The sequence below is a fragment of the Azospirillum sp. genome (assembly GCF_050789165.1).
In genome coordinates, this window is record NZ_JBOZRT010000040.1 from 96,084 (window position 1) to 115,715 (window position 19,632).

Annotated in this window: 18 protein-coding genes; 12 read left to right on the top strand and 6 right to left on the bottom strand. The window is 70.6% G+C overall.

Annotated features, from left to right (window positions below):
* The 3 genes from ACRWK7_RS09625 (at nt 1) to ACRWK7_RS09635 (ending at nt 2,734) form a co-directional block, all read left to right on the top strand.
* On the top strand, nt 1-756 hold the full coding sequence (locus ACRWK7_RS09625; protein ID WP_431855990.1) for an ABC transporter permease: 756 nt from the start codon (nt 1-3) through the stop codon (nt 754-756).
* Complete coding sequence (locus ACRWK7_RS09630) at nt 659-1,450, top strand: ABC transporter ATP-binding protein (RefSeq protein ID WP_431855991.1); 792 nt, start codon at nt 659-661, stop codon at nt 1,448-1,450. The genes ACRWK7_RS09625 and ACRWK7_RS09630 overlap by 98 nt, the downstream gene beginning before the upstream one ends.
* A gap of 207 nt (nt 1,451-1,657) precedes the next feature.
* Complete coding sequence (locus ACRWK7_RS09635; RefSeq protein ID WP_431855992.1) at nt 1,658-2,734, top strand: DUF1565 domain-containing protein; 1,077 nt, start codon at nt 1,658-1,660, stop codon at nt 2,732-2,734.
* 61 nt (nt 2,735-2,795) lie between these two features.
* Here the strand turns inward: ACRWK7_RS09635 and ACRWK7_RS09640 are convergent, their stop codons facing one another.
* The 4 genes from ACRWK7_RS09640 to ACRWK7_RS09655 all read right to left on the bottom strand — a co-directional run bounded on the left by ACRWK7_RS09640 (nt 2,796) and on the right by ACRWK7_RS09655 (nt 7,422).
* On the bottom strand, nt 2,796-4,535 hold the full coding sequence (locus tag ACRWK7_RS09640) for a methanol/ethanol family PQQ-dependent dehydrogenase (RefSeq protein WP_431855993.1): 1,740 nt from the start codon (nt 4,533-4,535) through the stop codon (nt 2,796-2,798).
* A gap of 213 nt (nt 4,536-4,748) precedes the next feature.
* Nucleotides 4,749-5,657 carry a quinoprotein relay system zinc metallohydrolase 1 gene (locus ACRWK7_RS09645; protein WP_431855994.1) on the bottom strand — a complete coding sequence of 303 codons (909 nt, stop codon included), beginning with the start codon at nt 5,655-5,657 and terminating at the stop codon, nt 4,749-4,751.
* Between the two features lie 113 nt (nt 5,658-5,770).
* Entirely contained in the window at nt 5,771-6,544 is a 774-nt protein-coding gene (locus ACRWK7_RS09650; RefSeq protein WP_431855995.1) for a quinoprotein dehydrogenase-associated SoxYZ-like carrier, read from the bottom strand.
* A 14-nt stretch (nt 6,545-6,558) separates the two neighbouring features.
* Complete coding sequence (locus ACRWK7_RS09655) at nt 6,559-7,422, bottom strand: substrate-binding periplasmic protein (protein WP_431855996.1); 864 nt, start codon at nt 7,420-7,422, stop codon at nt 6,559-6,561.
* 89 nt (nt 7,423-7,511) lie between these two features.
* On the opposite strand from ACRWK7_RS09655, the gene ACRWK7_RS09660 reads away from it, so the two are divergent.
* From ACRWK7_RS09660 to ACRWK7_RS09675, 4 genes are read left to right on the top strand one after another with little or no spacing between them, the layout of a single operon-like run.
* Entirely contained in the window at nt 7,512-8,675 is a 1,164-nt protein-coding gene (locus ACRWK7_RS09660) for an ABC transporter substrate-binding protein (RefSeq protein ID WP_431855997.1), read from the top strand.
* Between the two features lie 16 nt (nt 8,676-8,691).
* Nucleotides 8,692-9,651 (top strand): YVTN family beta-propeller repeat protein, encoded by a 960-nt coding sequence (locus ACRWK7_RS09665; RefSeq protein WP_431855998.1) that lies wholly within the window; start codon nt 8,692-8,694, stop codon nt 9,649-9,651.
* Between the two features lie 3 nt (nt 9,652-9,654).
* The gene (locus ACRWK7_RS09670; protein WP_431855999.1) at nt 9,655-10,392 is read left to right on the top strand and encodes an ABC transporter ATP-binding protein; all 738 of its coding nucleotides are present in this window, start codon (nt 9,655-9,657) and stop codon (nt 10,390-10,392) included.
* A complete protein-coding gene (locus ACRWK7_RS09675; RefSeq protein ID WP_431856000.1) occupies nt 10,389-11,189 on the top strand; it encodes an ABC transporter permease in 801 nt (266 codons plus the stop codon). Before ACRWK7_RS09670 ends, ACRWK7_RS09675 begins: the two co-directional genes overlap by 4 nt.
* A gap of 127 nt (nt 11,190-11,316) precedes the next feature.
* Here the strand turns inward: ACRWK7_RS09675 and ACRWK7_RS09680 are convergent, their stop codons facing one another.
* A complete protein-coding gene (locus ACRWK7_RS09680; protein ID WP_431856001.1) occupies nt 11,317-13,941 on the bottom strand; it encodes a NahK/ErcS family hybrid sensor histidine kinase/response regulator in 2,625 nt (874 codons plus the stop codon).
* Entirely contained in the window at nt 13,938-15,098 is a 1,161-nt protein-coding gene (gene nosP / locus ACRWK7_RS09685; RefSeq protein WP_431856002.1) for a nitric oxide-sensing protein NosP, read from the bottom strand. Before nosP ends, ACRWK7_RS09680 begins: the two co-directional genes overlap by 4 nt.
* Nucleotides 15,099-15,534: 436 nt before the next feature.
* Between nosP and ACRWK7_RS09690 the strand changes: the two genes are divergently transcribed.
* The 5 genes from ACRWK7_RS09690 to ACRWK7_RS09710 all read left to right on the top strand — a co-directional run bounded on the left by ACRWK7_RS09690 (nt 15,535) and on the right by ACRWK7_RS09710 (nt 19,537).
* Nucleotides 15,535-15,915, top strand: a complete 381-nt coding sequence (locus tag ACRWK7_RS09690; protein ID WP_431856003.1) for a c-type cytochrome — start codon at nt 15,535-15,537, stop codon at nt 15,913-15,915.
* Nucleotides 15,912-17,531, top strand: a complete 1,620-nt coding sequence (locus tag ACRWK7_RS09695; RefSeq protein WP_431856004.1) for an alginate export family protein — start codon at nt 15,912-15,914, stop codon at nt 17,529-17,531. The genes ACRWK7_RS09690 and ACRWK7_RS09695 overlap by 4 nt, the downstream gene beginning before the upstream one ends.
* A gap of 127 nt (nt 17,532-17,658) precedes the next feature.
* On the top strand, nt 17,659-18,309 hold the full coding sequence (locus ACRWK7_RS09700; protein ID WP_431856005.1) for a response regulator: 651 nt from the start codon (nt 17,659-17,661) through the stop codon (nt 18,307-18,309).
* Nucleotides 18,310-18,591: 282 nt separating this feature from the next.
* Complete coding sequence (gene pedF / locus ACRWK7_RS09705) at nt 18,592-19,023, top strand: cytochrome c-550 PedF (RefSeq protein WP_431856006.1); 432 nt, start codon at nt 18,592-18,594, stop codon at nt 19,021-19,023.
* Nucleotides 19,024-19,084: 61 nt separating this feature from the next.
* Nucleotides 19,085-19,537 carry a cache domain-containing protein gene (locus tag ACRWK7_RS09710; RefSeq protein WP_431856007.1) on the top strand — a complete coding sequence of 151 codons (453 nt, stop codon included), beginning with the start codon at nt 19,085-19,087 and terminating at the stop codon, nt 19,535-19,537.
* The last annotated feature ends 95 nt before the right edge of the window (nt 19,538-19,632 follow it).

Genomic DNA, 19,632 nt, shown 5'->3' on the forward strand with positions numbered 1-19,632 from the left:
ATGCGTCGCGCCGCCCTCCCGCTGCTGTCCTTCGCGCTGCTGCTGGCGCTCTGGCAGGCGGCCGCGGTGCAGGCGGCCAGCCGCGCCCTGCCCGGCCCCGGCGCGGTGTTCGCGGTGCTGCTGCGCGAGGCGGCGTCGGGCGCGCTGGTCCACCACCTGGGCATCACGCTGCTGCGCGTCGCCGCCGCCTTCGTGGTGGCGATGGCGGTCGGCGGGGCGGTGGGGCTACTGCTCGGCCGCTCAAAGGCGGCGGACCGGCTGTTCGGGCCGTGGCTGGTGCTGTTCCTCAACATCCCGGCGCTGGTGGTCATCGTGCTGGCCTATGTCTGGTTCGGCCTGACCGAGGCGGCGGCCATCGGCGCCGTGGCCGTCAACAAGATCCCCAACGTGGTGGTGCTGGTGCGCGAGGGCGCGCGCGCCGCCGACGCCCGCTATTCCGAGATGGCGCAGGTCTACCGCTTCAGCCCGTTCGACCGGCTGCGCCACGTGCTGCTGCCGCAACTCACGCCGTACTTCGCCGCGGCGGCCCGCTCCGGCCTGGCGCTGATCTGGAAGATCGTGCTGGTGGTCGAGATGCTGGGACGCAGCGACGGGGTCGGGTTCCAGATCAACCTCCTGTTCCAGATGTTCGATGTCGCCGGCATTCTCGCTTACACGATTGCCTTCGTGGCCGTGGTCCAGGTCCTCGAGTACGCCGTCCTGCAGCCGGCCGAAGCCCGGCTTCTCCGCTGGCGGGACGTGCGCGCTGAGGCTTGAGGTCCGCTCCAAGCGCTACGGCGCCGCCGAGGCCCTGCGCGGGGTCCGGCTGGAGGTCGCGCGCGACGAGGTGGTGGCGCTCGTCGGCCCGTCGGGGTGCGGCAAGACGACGATGCTGAACATCGCCGCCGGCCTCGACCGCGCCTTCGACGGGGAGGTCGAACGGGTGGCGGGCACGCTCGGCTACGTCTTCCAGGACCCGCGCCTGCTGCCCTGGCGCACCGTGCGCGAGAACGTCGCCCTCGCCCTGCCGCGCCGGGAGCGGCGCAGCGCGCGCGTGGAGGAGACGCTGGCGGCGGTGGAGATGGCGGGGATGGGCGACCGCTACCCATTGCAGCTGTCGCTGGGCATGGCGCGCCGGGTGGCCCTGGCGCGCGCCTTCGTGGTCGATCCCGACCTGCTGCTGATGGACGAGGCGTTCGTCTCGCTGGACGAGCCGACCGCGCAGCGCCTGCGCGCGCTGCTCGCCGCGCTGCTGGAGAAGCGGCCGACGGCGGTGCTGTTCGTCACCCACAACCTGCGCGAGGCGCTGGGGCTGGCCGACCGGCTGCTGGTGCTGTCGCCGGGCCCCGGCCGGGTGGTGGCCGAGGTGCCCATCCGGATCCCGCGCGCCGAACGCGGGCCGGAGGTGGTTGAATCCCTGCGCGCCGACCTGCTGGCGCGGCCGGAACCGGCGTTCCGGGTGCTCGCCTAGGCTGCACCTGGGCCATAGGCCGATTGTGCGGTGCGGCCTATACCATGCGCAGGTAAAGCTTTGCGTTGATGGTAAGTAGATCCCCGTCCATGGTCAGGATGTGGCGCGCCGCCCGGCTGCGCCTGCAAGAAAGCGATGCGATTGGCCGCTTTCGCGAAAGGGATTACCCCGTCCATCATCAAGCAAGAACATTGGGAATCGCAAACCATGGCCGATCTCTATGTCTCGACGTCCGGATCCGATTCGAATTCCGGCAGCAAATCCTCTCCCTTCAAGAGCATCCGCGAAGCCTCCGAGCACGCCGAGTCCGGCACCACCGTCCACGTCGCACCGGGGACTTACCAGGGCGGGATCCATACTGAGACGGACGGCGTCACCTACGTCTCGGACGTGAAGTGGGGCGCCAGGATCGTGCCGGGGTCCGGCGACAACGAGCGCGAGGCCTGGAACAACCTGGGCGACGATGTGGTGATCAACGGCTTCGAGGTCGACGGCAGCCGGCCGCAGGGCGGCACACCCTGGCTGTACGGGGTGCTGACGTCGGGGAGCGGGTCGGAAGTGCGCAACGTCAAGGTGCACGACATCGCCCGCGATTCCGAGGCGTGGTACGCCGCCAACAGCGGCGGCCAGGGCGGCGCCGGCATCATGGCGGACGGCTTCAACGGCGACACCGGCATCACCGTGTCCGGCAGCCTCGTCTACAACATCGGGCCGGACGGCGAGGCGAGCACCCTCGTGCACGGCATTTACATCGGGACGAGCGGCCGGGTGGTGAACAACACCGTGCACGACGTGGTCGGCGACGGCATCAGTTCGTGGCACGACGCCACCGACCTGACGGTCACCGGCAACACCATCCGCGCGGTGGGCGGCGCCGGCATCCTGATCGGCGCCGGCAACCACCTGCAGGGCGGCGGCCCGAACGACCACTCGGAAGTCAGCGGCAACACGATCACCGACAGCCTCAAGGGAATCGAGGAGAGCGGCGACACCGGCAGCAACAACACCTACCGCGGCAACACGCTGAGCGGCAACGGCACGGACTGGAGCCTGCAGAGCGGCGTCCGGGCGGCGATGGCGGCGGAGCCGGACGCCGGCGCGCTGGCCCTGTTCGGCCCGCCGGCCCTGCTCGATCCGGGGCTGCCGCAGGAGGGAGCGGCGCTGACTCCCCTGCCCGGGGTGGATTTGACCGGGGCGCCGCAGAGGCCGCTGGACGCGGCGTCGGTCCTTCTGGGTTCCCCGCAGCCGGGTTACGACCTGACCGGCGGCTTCTTCGCGCGGTAACGTCGGCAGACGCAAAAGCCCCTCCCCCTTGCGGGGGAGGGGCTTTCAAGAGCCTTTGACGCTACGCCTTCGGCAGCTTGAACACCCAGAGCGAGCCGCCCTGGTTGATGTCCTTGACCAGCTTGGCGACGTCACCGCCCCACAGCGGCACGGCGCCGCCCCAGCCGGAGACCACGGCGACGTACTGCTCGCCGTCCATCTCCCAGGTGATCGGGCAGCCGACCACGCCGGAACCGGTCTGGAACTTCCACACCTCCTTGCCGGTCTTGGCGTCGAACGCCTTCAGGAAGCCTTCGGGCGTGCCGGTGAACACCAGGTTGCCGCCGGTGGTCAGGACGCCGCCCCACAGCGGCGCCGGGTTCTTGTATTCCCAGACGATCTTGCCGGTCTTCGGGTCCATGGCGCGCAGCGCGCCGATGTAGTCGTTGTAGAGCGGCTTGATGGTGAAGCCGGCGCCCAGGTACGCCGCGCCCTTCTTGTAGGTGATCGGCTCGTTCCAGATGTCCATGCCCCATTCGTTGGCCGGGACGTAGAACAGCTCGCTCTGCGGGCTGTAGGCCATCGGCATCCAGTTCTTCGCACCCAGGAAGGCGGGGGCGGCGAACACCGGCTTGCCCTTCTCGGCCCCGCTCGGGTCGGCCGGGCGGTTGTCGTCGATGTAGACCGGGCGGCCGGTCTTCAGGTCGATCTCCTTGGCCCAGGTGATCTTGCTGACGAACGGCGAAGCGTTCAGCAATTTCCCGCTGGTGCGGTCGATGACGTAGAAGAAGCCGTTGCGGTCGGCCTTGGCGCCGGCCTTGACAACCTTGCCGTCCTTCTTCAGGTCGAATGAGACGAACTCGTTGACGCCGTCGAAGTCCCAGCCGTCGTGCGGCGTGGTCTGGTAGTGCCACTTGATCTCGCCGGTGTCCGGATCCAGCGCGACGGTGGACGAGGTGTAGAGGTTGTCGCCCGGCCGCAGGTGCGAGTTCCACGGCGCCGGGTTGCCGGTGCCGAAGAACAGCGTGCGCGTCTCCGGGTCGTAGGTGCCGCCCAGCCATGTGGCGCCGCCGCCGGTCTTCCACAGGTCGCCCGGCCAGCTGGCGTTCAGCGTGCCGGTCCGGGTGGATTCCTTGCCGTTCAGCGTGCCCATGTGGCCTTCGACCATCGGGCGCTGCCAGACCAGCTCGCCGGTCTCGGCGTCGCGCGCCTCGACCATGCCGACGATGCCGAACTCGCCGCCGGAGTTGCCGGTGATGACCTTGCCCTCGACGATCAGCGGCGCCGCGGTGTTGGAGTAGCCGGCCTGGTAGTCGGCCATCTTCTTGTTCCACACCACCTTGCCGGTGTCCTTGTCGAGCGCCACGAGGCGCGCGTCCAGCGTGGTGAAGTAGACCTTGTTGCCGTGGATCGCCGCACCCCGGTTCACCACGTCGCAGCAGGGCATGATGCCCTCCGGCAGGCGGTGGTCGTACTGCCACTTCTTGTGGCCCGTGCGCGCATCGACCGCGAACAGGCGCGAGTAGGAGCCGGTGACGTACATGACGCCGTCGTGCACCAGCGGCTGCGCCTCCTGCCCGCGCTGCTTCTCGCCGCCGAAGGAGAAGGACCACACCGGAACCAGCTTCGCCACCGTCTCGGGCGTGAGCTTGGCGAGCGGGCTGAAGCGCTGGCCCTGCGGGCCCAGGCCGTAGCTCAGCACGTCGCCGGTGCTGGTCGCGTCCTTGAGGATGTCGTCGCTGGAGACCGGGCCGGCGGTGGCTGCCGCGGCCCAGACCGCCAGTCCGGCCGCCAGGGCGAAGGTTGAGATCAGGCGCTTCATGATGCGGTTTTCTCCCGTGGGCAAAGGTTGCGCAGGCACGCCGTTCCCGTCGCCGCCGCACGCCGGTGCCGGCAGCCGTTTCAAAGAAAGGCGGCGCTGGTTTTCTTTGGACGCGGAGCGCGTATGCTCCGACGTTAGGGCAGTCTAGACACAGGTCCCGGCGCAGCAATTGTCAGATAGTAGGAGACGACTTGCGGCATCCTCCGGTCTCCTTCACTTGACGCGCGGCAGCGCCGCCTGTTCGATCTTCAGCCAGAGATGGGCGACCGAGCGCCGGTACTCCTCGCGCAGCACGCCCAGGCCGGCGAAGCGCTCGGGGATCGGCAGGTCAAGCGCTTCGGTCATGTCCAGCCCGGCCTCGACCGCATCCCTCAGCGTGCGGTCGAGCCAGGTGAGCCAGTCGCGCGTCTGGGCAATGCAGGCCTTGTCGTTGCGGATGCGGCCGTGGTTCGGCACCAGCGTGCGCACCTCCAGCGCCTCCAGCGCGTCGAGTTCGCCCAGCCATCTGGCGATGTCGGCGTGCGGCGTGGTCGGCGTGCGGTCGCAGAACACCACGCCGCCGGCGAACAGCACGCCGGTGGTCTCGTCCAGCACCGCGAGGTCGGCGTCGGTGTGCCCCTCCAGCGGGATCAGGCGCAGCCGGTGGCGGCCGTACACGACGGTGGAGCCGTAGGCCGGCTCGGTCGGGACCACCGGCTCGGTGCCGCGCATCCAGTCGCCGATCAGGCGGTACATGTTCCCGGCGATGCCCTCGCCCTCGCGCCGGATGCCTTCGATGGTGCCGGGAAGGGCGGCGATGGGCACGTCGGCGAAGGCCTGGTTGCCCAGCCAGTAGTCGGGGTGCAGGTTGCTGACGAAGACCTTGCGGACCGGCTGCGCGGTGACGGTGGCGATCGCCGCCCGCATCGCCTCGCCGAACTTGCGCGACGGGCCGGTCTGGAACACCAGCACGCCGTCGCCGGAGACGATGAAGCCGGGATTCAGGATGTTGCCGCCGTTGGCGCGGGTGAAATGCTCGCGCGTGCCTTCGAAGACGTAGGTGTCCTCGGCGATGCGGGTCGGCGTGAGGGTGTAGGTGAGCGGGGCGGCGGAGGCCGTTAGGCTTAGAAAGATGGAGAGCACGCTTGCCCCCATCCTAACCCTCCCCCGCTTCGCAGGGGAGGGAACTCCACCGCCTGTTTCCCCTCCCCTGCGAAGCGGGGGAGGGGTCAGGGGTGGGGGCAAGTATGTCCGCATCACCCTTCCCTCCCTGCCCGCGGCAACGGAATGGTCGCGTCGATCTCCCCAGCTTGGTTGTCCCGGCCGCGCAGGCGCACCGAGCGCGCCGCTCCGGACAGAACTTCCAGCGTGAACACGGGATTCTCCGCCACCGGCTCGCCGGTCTGCAGCCGGCCGAGCACGCGGCCGTCGTCGGCGGTCAGCGCCAGTTCCTCGATGAAGTACGCCGGAATGCCGGCGACCAGCCCGGTGTCCTGCGGGTGCCGGATGCGCAGGCGGATACGCGCCGTGCCGGCTGAGCCGGGCGGCCAGGCGCGCGCCTGCACCTCGCCGACGTGGTCGGCCCAGTCCTTTTCCGCGTAGGCCTGCGCCGGCGCGGCGCAGCCGCCGCCCGCCGCGTCGACCAGCGCCCCGCCGACGTGCCACACCCCGTCCGCGGTCAACGCAGCGCCGCGCACGGCGGTGGCCTGCTGCACCTTGATCCGGGTGGCGACGAAGGGCGCCGCCGCGTCGGGGCGGTAGCGCAGGACCAGCGGGAACGGGTTGAGGTCGGCGAGCAGCACGATCTCGCGCACGCCCTCCAGGCCGCGGGCATCCACCGCCACCGGCATGGCGAAGACGTTCTCGGCGCTGGCCGGCGCGATGACGGCCACGCGCCCGTCGAACACCACCGGCGCCGTGCCGAAATACTCGCCGCGCAGCACGTCCCACATCGGCGAACCGAACGGGTCGTCCTGCGCCGCCGCGGGCACGGCGGCCAGGACCAGCAGGAGGGTCAGGATCGTCCGCACGCCGCGTCCTCCGCTCAATCCACGGGAATCGGCGTGTGGGTCACGCCATGCCGGCGGAACAGCGCCTCCAGGCTGCCGTCCTCCTGCATCGCCGCCACCACGTCGCCGGCGGCGTAGGCGAGGTCGCGGGCGTTCTCGCGCGTCGCCATGCCGATGTCCCAACTGGACGCCATCAGGCCGGGCAGGCGGACCGCGGCGATCGGGAACCGCGCGCGCCGCTCGCCGAGCGCCGCTTCGATCTGGCTGCGCGGCGCCAGGACCGCGGCCAGTTCACCGCGCGCCAGCGCCTCGATCGCCGCCTTCGGATCCGGGAAGTGCACGACGTGGGGGCGCAGCCGGCCGCCGTCGAGGCCGAGCAGGTAGAAGTCGGGAACGCTGTCGATCTCGACGCCGACCGGCTCCTCCGGCAGGTCGGCGGGATCGGCGGAGGGCACCCGCTCCGGGTCGCGGGCGAGCGCGAACAGCTCGCGCTGGTAGGGGGCGAACAGCACGGCCTCCGGGTTGCGCAGCGCGAAGTCCTTGCCGTAGGGGATGTGCAGCATGATGTCGGCGGGCTCGCCGCCGAACAGGCTGCCGCGCCAGACGGCGACGCGCAGGTCGTCGGACACCGTCTCGCCAGCGGTGTGCTCGAACACGTCGGGGCGGACGCCGAGACGCTCGGCGATGGCGTGGGCGAGGTCGACGTCGATGCCCTTCAGCGCCCCGCCCTCCCGGTAGGAGAAGGGGTGGAAGTCGCGGTAGACGGCGACGCGCAGCCGGTTGCGCTGCACCACCTCGTCCAGCGGGCGGGCGCGGGCGGGACCGGCCGCGAGCGCGGCGGCGCCCAGCGTACCCATGCCAAGCGTGACGAGAAACTGGCGGCGTGAGGCGTGTTCCATGCGCGCCAGGATAGCCACCGCTGCCCTGACCAATAATTGGACGATGGTACAATAGCCCCCAGCCGGGGAGGGGTCGTTACAGTGCGGCCATGCGCCCGTCCGCCCTCCCTCTCCTGCTCGCCCTCCTGCTACCCGCGGCGGCCCACGCCGAGGAGGCGGTGCTCCGCATCGGCTACCTGACGCAGGAGGTCGAACCGCCGCCGTCGCTCTCCACCCCCGACGAGCCGGTGCCGGACGCCGGGCTGATGGGCGCGCGGCTGGCCATCGCCGACAACGCCACCACCGGCCGCTTCCTCAAGCAGCGCTTCGAGCTGGACGCCGTCACCGTCCCGCCGGACGGGGACGTCGAGGCGACGTTCCGCGACCTCGCGGCCCGGGGCGACCGCTTCGTGGTGCTGACCCTTCCCGCCGCCGCGGTGGCGCGCCTGACCAAGCCGGCACAGGCGGCCGGCGTCACGCTGCTGAACGCCGGGGCGCCCGACGATTCCCTGCGCGCCGAGGGCTGCGCCCCCAACCTGCTGCACGTGACGCCCAGCCGCGCCATGCTGGCCGACGCGCTGGCCCAGTATCTTGTGAGGAAGCGCTGGGGCAAGTGGCTGCTGGTCGTCGGCCGCCGGCCGGAGGATGCCCTCTACGCCGCCGCGATCCGCCGCGCAGCCAAGCGTTTCGGCGCCTCCATCGTCGAGGAGAAGCGCTGGACCGCCGAAAGCGACGTCAACCGCACCGCCGAGGCCGAGGTGCCGGTCTTCACCCAGGCCAAAGCGCACGACGTGCTGGTGGTCGCCGACGAGATCGGCGAGTTCGGCGAATACCTGCCCTACCGCACCTGGGACGCGCGCCCGGTCGCCGGCACGCAGGGCCTCGTGCCGACATCCTGGCACCGCACGCACGAGCAATGGGGCGCGTCGCAGCTGCAGAACCGCTTCAAGGCGCTGGCGCACCGGCCGATGACTCCCGCCGACCTCGACGCCTGGACGGCCGTGCGGCTGGTCGGCGAGGCGGCGGCGCAGATCCGCAGCACCGACCCGGCGGCGCTGGCCGCGCACATCCGCAGCCCCGGATTCGCGATGTCGGCCTTCAAGGGCGTGCCGATGAGCGTGCGCCCGTGGGACGGGCAGCTGCGGCAGCCGGTGCTGCTGGCCGCCGACCGCTCGCTGGTGTCGGTGTCGCCGCAGGAGGGATTCCTGCACCCGAAGACCGACCTGGACACGCTGGGCTTCGACCAGCCCGAAACCGGCTGCAAACCGCAATGACCGAGGGATTTCCGCGATGAAACGCCTGCTCCCCGCCCTCCTCCTGCTCGGCCTGGCGCCGGGCGCCTCGGCCGGCACCATCTACGTGTCGAACGAGAAGGACAACACCGTCTCCGTCATCGACAGCACCTCGCTGCAGGTGGTCGACACCATCAAGGTCGGCCGCCGGCCGCGCGGCATCACACTTTCGAAGGATGGCGCCCACCTCTACGTCTGCGCCAGCGACGACGACGCGGTGCAGGTGGTCGATCTGGCGACGAAGAAGGTCGTCCACGACCTGCCCTCCGGCGACGACCCGGAGCTCTTCGCGCTGCACCCCGACGGCCGGCAGCTGTTCATCGCCAACGAGGACAGCAACGTCGTCACCGTGGTGGACGTGCCGACGCGGCGGGTCACCTATCAGGTCGACGTCGGCGTCGAGCCGGAGGGCATGGCGGTCAGCCCCGACGGCCGATGGGCGGTCAACACCTCCGAGACCACCAACATGGTCCATTGGATCGACACCGAGAAGCGCACCACGGTGGACCACACCCAGGTCGGCGCCCGCCCGCGCTACGCGACGTTCAGCAAGGACGGCCGCCAGCTGTGGGTCAGTTCGGAGATCGGCGGCACCGTCGCGGTGATCGACGCGGCGACGCGCCAAGTGACCAAGACCATCGGCTTCAAGCTGAAGGGGATCGCCCAGGACAAGATCCAGCCGGTCGGCGTGCGCCTGACCGACGACGGCCGCTACGCCTTCGTGGCGCTGGGGCCGGCCAACCACGTGGCGGTGATCGACGCGCAGACCCACGAGGTGAAGCAGTACCTGCTGGTCGGCCGCCGCGTCTGGCAGATGGACCTCTCGGCCGACCAGAAGACGCTGTTCACCACCAACGGCGTCAGCGGCGACGTGTCGGTGATCGACGTGGACAAGCTGTCGGTCGTCAAGACGGTCAAGGTCGGCCGCTATCCCTGGGGCGTGGCGGTGAAGGGCTGAGGCATGGGCGCGCTGTCGGTCGAGGATCTCGGCTACACCTACGCCTCCGGGCGCAAGGCGCTGGACGGCGTGTCGTTCGGCGTGGCGCCGGGCCAGTTCACCGCGCTGCTCGGCCCCAACGGGGCGGGCAAGTCGACGCTGTTCGCCCTGGCCACCGGGCTGCTCAGTCCGCAGGCCGGACGCATCCGGGTGCACGGCCACGACCTCGCCCGCACGCCGGGGCCGGCGCTGGCGCGCCTCGGCGTGGTGTTCCAGCAGCCGACGCTCGACCTCGACCTCAGCGTCGCGCAGAACCTGCGCTACTTCGCGGCGCTGCACGGCATCCCGCGCCGCGAGGCCGACCGCCGCATCGAGGCGGAGCTGACCCGCCTGGACCTGTTCGGGCGCCGCGACGAGAAGGTCCGCGCGCTGAACGGCGGCCACCGCCGCCGCGCCGAGATCGCCCGCGCCCTGCTGCACCGCCCAGCCCTGCTGCTGCTCGACGAGCCGACGGTCGGCCTCGACCTGCCGACGCGGCGCAAGCTGATCGAGCACGTGCACGCGCTGTGCGCCCAGGACGGCATCGCGGTCTTGTGGGCCACCCACCTGATCGAAGAAATCGACGCCGCCACCGACCGCGTCGTGGTGCTGCACCGCGGCACCGTGCGGGCGGCCGGGCCGGTGGCCGAGGTCAACCGCGCGCTCGGCGCCGCCACCGTCACCGAAACCTTCGACCGCCTGACCGGAGGAGCCGCGGCATGAACTGGTGGATCGCGCTGAACGGCGTCGTGGTGCGCGAGGTGCTGCGCTTCGTGCACCAGCGCGAGCGCTTCCTGGGCGCCCTGGTGCGGCCGCTGATCTGGCTGTTCGTCTTCGCGGCGGGATTCCGCGCCGCGCTGGGCATCGCCATCATCCCGCCCTACGCGACCTACATCCCCTACGAGGTCTACATCGTGCCGGGACTGATCGGCATGGTGCAGCTGTTCAACGGCATGCAAGGCTCGCTCTCCATGGTCTACGACCGCGAGATGGGGAGCATGCGCGTGCTGCTGACCAGCCCGCTGCCGCGCGGCTTCCTGCTGTTCGCCCGGCTGCTGGCCGGGGTGGTGGTGTCGATCCTCCAGGTGTACGGCTTCCTCCTTGTGGTGGCGCTCTACGGCGTCGAGCTGCCGGCCTGGGCGCCGCTCACCGTGCTGCCGGCGCTGGCGCTGAACGGGCTGATGCTGGGGGCGCTGGGAATGCTGCTGGCCTCGACCATCCGGCAGCTGGAGAACTTCGCCGGGGTGATGAACTTCGTCGTGTTCCCGCTCTTCTTCCTGTCCTCGGCGCTCTACCCGCTGTACCGCATGCAGGAAGCCGGCGAGGCGCTGTTCCTGCTGTGCCGGCTGAACCCGTTCACGCACGGGGTGGAGCTGGTGCGCTTCGCCCTGTACGGGCAGGTGTCGGGCGAGGCGCTGGCGGCGGTGCTGGGCGCGACGGCGCTGTTCCTGACGGGCGCGATCCTGCGCTACTCGCCAGCACGGGGGATGGTTGGGAAGGCGGGGGTGGCGGCAGGGTGAGTTTCTGCACCGGGCCCCCATCCCGGCCTTCCCCCACTTCGCGGGGGAAGGAGTTGATCCCCTCCCCCGCGCAGTGGGGGAGGGTTAGGGTGGGGGCCGGGCGAGAAGACGCCCTCGGCCACGGGCCCTACCCGATCAGCCCGCTCATCAGTGCGCGCAACTGCGCCGGTCGGACCGGCTTGTTCAGCAGCATGCAGCCCTGCGCCTGCGCTTCCGCCGCCAGCTCGGCGGTGCGGTTCGCCGTGATGATGATCGCCGGCAGTTTCCGGCCGCACGCGGCGCGCAGCCGTTCGACCTCGGTCACGCCGAGCGCACCGTCGTCCAGGTGGTAGTCGGCGATCAGCAGGTCCGGCGGCCGGTCCAGCCCCGCCAGCCCGCGCAGCGCTTCCGCGCCCGTGGTGGCCGAGGTCACCCGGCACGACCAGCCGCGCAGCAGCGCCTCCATCCCCGCCAGCACCGCCGGCTCGTTGTCCAGCACCAGCACCGAAGCGCCGGCCAGCCGGTCGGTCGCCGGCCGCGCCGCAACCTCCGGCGCGCGGGCCGGGCGCGGGCGGGTGCCGGACGGCACCGTCACCGAGAAGACCGAGCCCCGCCCCGGCTCCGACCGCACCGCGATCGGGTGGCCGAGCATGCGCGCCACGCGATCGACGATGGCGAGGCCGAGGCCGATGCCGCGGTGCCGGTCGCTGGCGGCGCACGGCGTGTCGAGGCGGCGGAACTCCTGGAACACCTCGTCCAGCTTGTCCGGCGGGATGCCGGGGCCGGTGTCCCACACCTCGACGCGCAGGCCCTCGGGCACCCGCCGACAGCCCACCAGCACGCGCCCCTGCGCCGTGTAGCGCAGCGCGTTGGACAGGAAGTTCTGCACGATCCGCCGCAGCAGCCGGATGTCGGAGCGCACCACCGCCCCCGACACTAGGACGCGCAGGTCCAGCCCGCGTTCCCGGGCCACCGGCGCGTACTCGGTGGCCAGCGAGCCCAGCAGCCCCTTGACCGGGAAGTCCGCCAGCTCCGGCGTCACCGCCCCGGCGTCCAGCTTGGAGATGTCGAGCAGCGCCGCCAGCAGGTCCTCCACCGAGGCCAGCGCCACGTCGATGTTCTCGACCATGGTGCGGTTGGCCTCCGGCTGCTCCAGGTCGTCGAGCGCGGAGACGAACAGCCGCGCGGCGTTCAGCGGCTGCAGCAGGTCGTGGCTGGCGGCGGCGAGGAACTTGGTCTTCGACAGGTTGGCCTGCTCCGCCTCGGCGCGGGCGACGCGGGCGGCGGTCTCGGCCGCGGCGCGCTCGCGGATCTCCTGGTGGAGCTTGCGGTTCAGCTGGGTCAGCTCGGCGGTGCGCTCGACCACGCGGCGCTCCAGGCTCTCCTTGGCGTCCTCCAGCGCCTGCGCCACCAGCCGGCGTTCGGTGATGTCGTGGATCAGCGCGAAATAGCCCAGCACCTCGTGCCGCTCGCCGAAATGCGGGATGTAGGTGGCAACCGCGTAGCGCACCGCGCCGTCGTCGCCGGCGCGCTCCATCTCGAAGCTGACGCTCTCGCCGGCCAGCGCGCGCAGCACGTGGGGTCGGCGGATCTCATAGTCGGCCGGGCTGAGCACGTCGCGCATGAACCGATTGTCGATCTCGCTGCGCGGCCGCTTGAACCAGTCCTCGTAGGCGCGGTTGACGAAGCGGTAGCGCTGCTCGGCGTCCACGTAGGCGATCAGCGCCGGCACCGCGTCGGTGATCAGGCGGATGCGCCGCTCGCCGTCGCGCAGCGCCTCCTCGGCCCGCTTGCGCTCGGTGATGTCGGTGAAGGTCATCACGAAGCCGCCGTCCGGCATCGGGTTGCGGTTGATCTCCAGCACGCTGTCGTCCAGCCACGGCTGCTCCACGACGCAGGCGCTGCGCATCAGGGCGCCCATGGACAGGCCGCGCTCGCCCAGGGCGGCGTTGAAGCGGAAGAAGTCGGCGAAGCGCGCGCCCATGCACGCCACCGTGGCCGGCAGGCGCAGCAGCTCGGCGAAGCGGTCGTTCCAGGCCACCAGCTTCTCGTCGCGGTCGTACACCGCCACCCCTTGGGCGATGTTGTCGAGGGTGGCCTGGAGCAGCGCCGACTTCTCCGCCAGCTCGCGCTCGCGCCGGCGGGTCTCGTGCTCCTTGATGTCGGTGATGTCGGTGTAGACGCCGACCACGCCGCCGTCGCGGATGCGCCGCTCGTTCACCTGGATCCAGCGCCCGTCGGCCAGCCGGTGCACGTGCGGCCCGCCGAGGTTGCGGTGCTGCCCCAGCCGCTGCGCCAGCCAGGCGTCGGCCGGCTGGTTTGGCTCCCCGGCGGCGTGGGTGGAGGCGACCAGCTCGGCGATCGCGCGGAAGCGCATGCCGGGCTGGATGCGGTCGGCCACCGCCGGCCAGAACGACAGGTACTTGCGGTTGCACAGCACCAATCGGTCGTCGGCGTCGAACAGCGCGAACCCTTCGTTGACCGATTCGATGGCGTCGGACAGGCGGGAGCGCATGGTCTCCGCCAGCTGCTTGGCGCGGGCGAGGTCGCGGTGCGAATCCTCCAGCTCGCGCAGCGCCCCTTCCAGCTCCAGGGTGCGTTCGCGCACCTTGTGCTCCAGCACGATGGCGGTCTGGAACAGCGAGAAGGCGCCGCCCTGGAAGTCCATCGACCGCTCGACGCGGTCCATCAGCACCTTGTTGATGCGCTTGAGCTTCTGGTTCTCGCGCTCAAGCTCGGCCAAGCGCGCGCTGTAGTCCAGCACCGTGGTCATCGGCCACCTATCGCCACCCCGGTGAGGGTCTGGTTGACGTGCATGCCGTTGTACTGCTCGCCGTAGGCGCAGAAGCCGATGACGTTGTGCTGCGCCATCAGGCCCGACATGGTGCGCTTCAGCTGGCTCTGTTCCAGTTCCAGCCGGCGCAGGATGCAGTCGCAGCTGAGCACGAGGTCCGGCGTGCCGATCTCGTCGGTCAGGCGGGCCATCATCGCCTCGAAGTTCTGCACCGGGTCGACGCCCTCGGCCACCGTCAGCACGATGCCCTCGTCGATGGCGCAGAAGAAGGTGAGGCTCTCGTCCTCGTTGACCTTCTGGATGGAGCGGACGTGGTACTGGCCGCCGACGCGCACCACGACGGGATGGGCGGCGAAGATCATGGGCGTCAGCGGCTCGCCCTCCAGCCCGACCATGCGGGCGTACTCGCGCCCGGCCGGCTCGGCGTTGATCTCGGTGACGATGCGGCGCTGCGGGTCGGCGCCGGTGACCACCATCTTGCGGTCCGAGCTGACGAAGTGCTCGGTGCGGAAGACCGAGAACCGGCGGGCCGAGGTGAACAGCGCGATCACCCCGGCGTTCTCGTGGAAGCGCCCTTCGTGCAGCACGAAGGTCCGTTCGAAGCGCAGGTCGTCGCCGGCCGAGCCGCCGAACAGCGGGATGTCCACCAGCACGCTGTGCAGCGCGCTGACCACCGTCTCCTCGCGCATCGACATGCCGTCCACCAGCAGCATGGCGAAGCTGCCCTTGTCCGGGAACGGCTCCGGCCGCGCCGCAAGGGCGCGGTCGCGCTTGGTCAGCAGCGAGCGCAGGATGCGGGTGCTGTCCGACACCTCGAAGCCGTTCAGCGCGTCGATGCGCTCGGTGACGATGGAGAAGTCCTCGGAGGGAAAGCCGATGCCGACCAGGGTGCCGGAGGCGTAGCCCTCCGGCGTGATCTCGCCGGCCGTGGTGCAGCCGACCACCGGCGTGTCGCCGAAGCGCCCGGCCAGCTCCCGGCCCAATTCGGCGGTGTCGTAGCGCGGCGAGCAGAACACCACCACCAGCTCCAGCCCCGGGCGCCAGAGCCGCTCGTGCAGCTCGCGCGCGGCGGTGGCGGCGTCCTCGGCCGTCGACATGGCGCGCGGCAGCGCGGAAGTGGCGGCCTGGACCGGCATGGCGCGTGTTCCCGTCGTTTCCGGGCGTTTCCCCTTGGACGAGCGTAACGCAGCATCGTCCTCCGACAAAAGGCGCTTCGCCACCGAGGTCATGCGACTTTCGTTCAGCTTGCGCCAGATCGGACCGTCGATACGCCACATGACGCGGCACCACTCCCACCAAAAAAAGACGCCCCCCGCGGGGCGGGAGGCGTTGAGAGCGGGTATTTCTGGTCGCACCGCCCGCCGGACCGAAGCCCGGGTCGGCGATGACCCGCTCCTTATACGCCATTCACCCCCTGGGCGCTATGACGAAAAAAACATAGCGAAAATCCAACGGTCCTCCAGTGAACGTTGGTTGGAGACCGCTGACCAGTCCTTCCATAGTCGAATTCGGCGGCCGGGCGCGCTCGGTTATCGTCAGCGCCATCAATCATCCAGCACGGGATCCTGTCCGATGACGCGTCCGCCTTCCCTCCTCCTGGCGCTCGCCGCCGCCGCGCTGCTGGCCTCGGGTGCGGCCCGCGCCGAGGGCGACCCGGCCGCGGGCGAGAAGCTGTTCCGCCAGTGCCGCTCCTGCCACGCGGTCGAGCCGGACAAGAACCGCGTCGGCCCGTCGCTGCACGGCGTCGTCGGCCGGCCGGCGGGCAGCGCGGCGGGCTTCGCCGGCTATTCGGAGGGACTGAAGGGCGCCGGGTTCGTCTGGGACGACGCCAGGCTCGACGCCTATCTGACCAACCCGAAGGCGGTCATCCCCGACAGCCGCATGAGCTTCGCCGGCGTGCCCGGCGCCGAGGAGCGCGCCAACCTCATCGCCTACCTGAAGACGGCGCGATGAGCGGCGGGGCGGGCCGGAAGGCGCTGTGCCGCCTGCTGCTGCTGGGGATGCTGGCGCAGACCGCCGCGCCGGCGGCCACTTTCGCGGAGGAGGCGCCGCCCGCGCCGCGCTTCACCAAGGGCAAGAGCCCAGGCACCGGCGGCTTCCACATCGCGCGCTACGACGAGGATTACAGTCGCCTGCGCGATCCGGCTCAAGCGACGTCGATCCTCGACCGGCTCAAGTTCATCCGCCTGGACGAGGCGGGAGACGTCACTCTGACGCTGAACGGCGAGGCCCGGCTGCGCTTCGATTACACGGAGAACAAGAACTTCGGCGTCGCCGCGACAGCGCGCGTGCCGACGCGGCCGGGGGCGCCGCTGGTGCTCGGCGCCGCCCGGCCGCCGCTGGACAGCGAGCTGCTGAAGCAGCGCTACATGGTTGGCGCGGACCTGCACCTCGGCCCGTACCTGCGCGTCTATGGCGAACTGTGGCACGCCGAGCAGACCGGCCACGGCTCCGGCCCGGTGATTCCGGCCAGCCAGCGCAACGACCTTGAGCTGGTCAACGGCTTCGCCGAGGTCATGCTGCCGCTGGAGGGCGCACGCACGGGGCTGCGCATCGGCCGGCAGGCGCTGTTCTTCGGCAACAGCCACAACGTCGCCGCCAACATCGCCACCAGCCTGCCCGACCCGATCTTCGACGGCGTGCGCGCCTACGCCGACTGGGGCGGCCTGCGCGTCGACGCCTTCGCCTACAACGCCTACCGCTACAAGGACGGCTGGTTCGCCGGCGAGGACAACCCGCACCGCAACCTCTGGGGCGTCTACGCCAGCGTCGACCTGCCGAAGGCGGCGCTGTTCGGGGAACCGCTGACGGCCACGCTCGACGCCTTCTACTACGGCTTCCGCGCCGCGCCGAACAACAACGGCCCCGGCACCGGGTTGTACAATGCGGCGGAACTGCGCACCGGCCCGACGGTGTCGCCGAGCAGCGGCTTCCTGGTCGCCCAGGACCACCGCCACACCGTCGGCCTGCGCGCCTTCGGAACGCTCGGCAACCTCAGCTACGACTGGGACGCGGCGGTGCAGCGCGGCAGCTACGGCCCGTTCGACGTGCGGGCCTGGGCGTTCAACACCGACACCGGCTACACGTTCGCCGCCCAGCCCTGGCGGCCGCGCGTCGGCGCGCGCATCGACGGCGCCAGCGGCGGCGCCGACCGCGCCGGCGGCACCCTCGGCACCTACCAGCCGATGTTCCCGGACGCGCTGTACTACATGCCCAACAGCTTCTTCTCCCCCACCAACTTCTACGACATCGCCCCGCGCGTCCGGGTGACGCCGCTGCCGGGGGTGAGCGCCGACTTCTCCTACGGCTTCTTCTGGCGGCACTCGGAGGACGACGCGGTCTACGGCGGCAATTGGAAGGGGGCGAACGGCACCAACGCCATGGCCGTGTCCGCGCTCGTGCCCGGCCGGGTCATCGGCCGCCTGCCGAACCTGACCGTCGCCTGGGCGCCGCTGCTGAACGTCATCCTGCGCGTCACCGTGGCGGAGTTCCTGCCCGGCCGCGCGCTGAAGGCGGTGCAGGCGAAGAACACCACGTACGTCAACACCCAGCTCACGGTTCGATTCTGACCGGCCCCGGCATGGACATTTTGTTGCGGGAACCGCACGGCGGCGTTGCCGTTCTTGCGGCTTTCACACCCATGCGTCATAATGACGCCAGGAAACGCCCCGGCAACCACGAGCGTGGAAACACGCCATGACCAAGATCCTCATCGCCGACGACCACCCGATGGTCCGCGACGCGTTGCGCAGCGCGGTCGGCTACACCTGTCAGGCCGAGCAGGTCTTCGAGGCCGGCTGCCTCGACGACGCCACGCGCCTGCTGGCCGCGCAGGGCGACATGGACCTGCTGCTGCTGGACATCAACATGCCGGGGATGAACGGGCTGTCCGGACTGGTCAGCCTGCGCAGCCAGTTCCCGGCGACGCCGGTGGTGGTGGTCTCCGCCCACGAGGACCGCAAGCTGGTGCGCGAGGTGATCCAGTGCGGCGCCGCCGGCTTCATCCCGAAGTCGACCCCGCGCGACGGCATCGCCGCGGCGCTGCGCCTCGTCATGGAGGGCGGCGTCTACGTGCCCGAACTGCCCGGCGAGGACGAGCCGGAGGACGGCGAGACCGCCGAGATCGCCCGCCGCCTCGCCACGCTGACGCCGCAGCAGATGCGGGTTCTGGAGATGCTGGGCACCGGCAAGCTCAACAAGGAAATCGCCTACGAGCTGAGCATCACCGAGACGACGGTGAAGGCCCACGTCTCGGCCATCCTGCAAAAGTTGAAGGTCTACAGCCGCACCCAGGCCGTGGTCTTCGCCAACCGGCTGCAGATGGAACAGGCGCGCAGCAGCTTCTGAGCGGCGCGGAGCAACCGCGACCACTCCCTTGGCCGTCATTCCCGCGAAGGCGGGGATCCATAACTCCCATGGCATGCCGCTTCGGAACTCATGGATCCCCGCTTTCACGGGGATGACGGCGTGAAGAGCGGCCGATTGCGCCCAGCTCAACCGCGCCCTTATTGTACCATCGTCCAATTATCCGCACTGCGGCGCCCTCGCTACTCTTCCCGGCATCCGACCCAGCCGCTCGGTTTCAGCACACCCGAGCCCTGAATTCTTGCCCAGAGAGGACGCTCACTGATGAACGCTCGGCTTCTTCGGCTCATGGCGGCCGGCCTGATGTTCGGTTCCGTCGCCGCCGTTCCGGCCGTCGCCGTCGCCCACGGCGACGTCACCCCCCAGGCGGTGGACACCACCGGCCTGGACAAGCTCGGCGCGGACTGGCGCGAGGCCAACCCCTACCGCGGCAACACGCGGGCGGTCGAGATCGGCTCCTCCGCCTTCAACCAGAACTGCGCGCGCTGCCACGGCCTGGGCGCGGTGTCGGGCGGCATCGCCCCGGACCTGCGCTTCCTGGAGAAGGGCGACGCCGGCGACGAGTGGTTCAAGGAGCGCGTCGTCAACGGCGCGATCCGCAACGGCGTGACCTACATGCCGAAGTTCGGCGAGGCGCTGGGCCAGGAGGCGCTGTGGGCCATCCGCACCTGGCTGGAGACCGTGCACGAGGACTGATCCCTCGTCCTGCGACCAAAGACCAAGACCCGACCCAAGGACGACCTGAAAGGTGCCCCCGATGCGCAAAGCCGTTCCGCTGATCCTCCCCCTCCTCCTGATGGCCGGCGCCGCCGGCGCCGCCGACCGCTCGACGCCCGAGCAGGCCAAGGCGCTGGTGCAGGAGGCCGCCGCCTACCTGAAGGCCAAGGGGCCGGAAGAGGCGGTGAAGGCCTTCCACGATCCCAAGGGGACCTTCGTGCGCCAGGACCTGTATGTCTTCGTGTTCGACACGGCGGGGAAATACGTCGCCTCCGGCGCCAACCCCAAGCTCGCCGGCACCAGCGCCTCCGACCTGACCGACGCCGAGGGCAAACCTCTCGTGCAGGAGATGATCGCCCGCACCCGCGACACGCCGGAGGCCGCGCTGGACTACGTCTGGCTGAACCGCCGGACCAACAAGGTGGAGCACAAACACTCCTACCTGATCCGCCAGGGCGACTACATCGTCGGCTCCGGTTCCTACAGCCAGTGACCGCCGGCTCTTCCAAGCCGGTCATAAGGCCCCGAAGCCACCACGGCTCCGGGGCCTTTTCGTCGTGAGGGGTGCTGCCGGCTGGAAAGACCGCC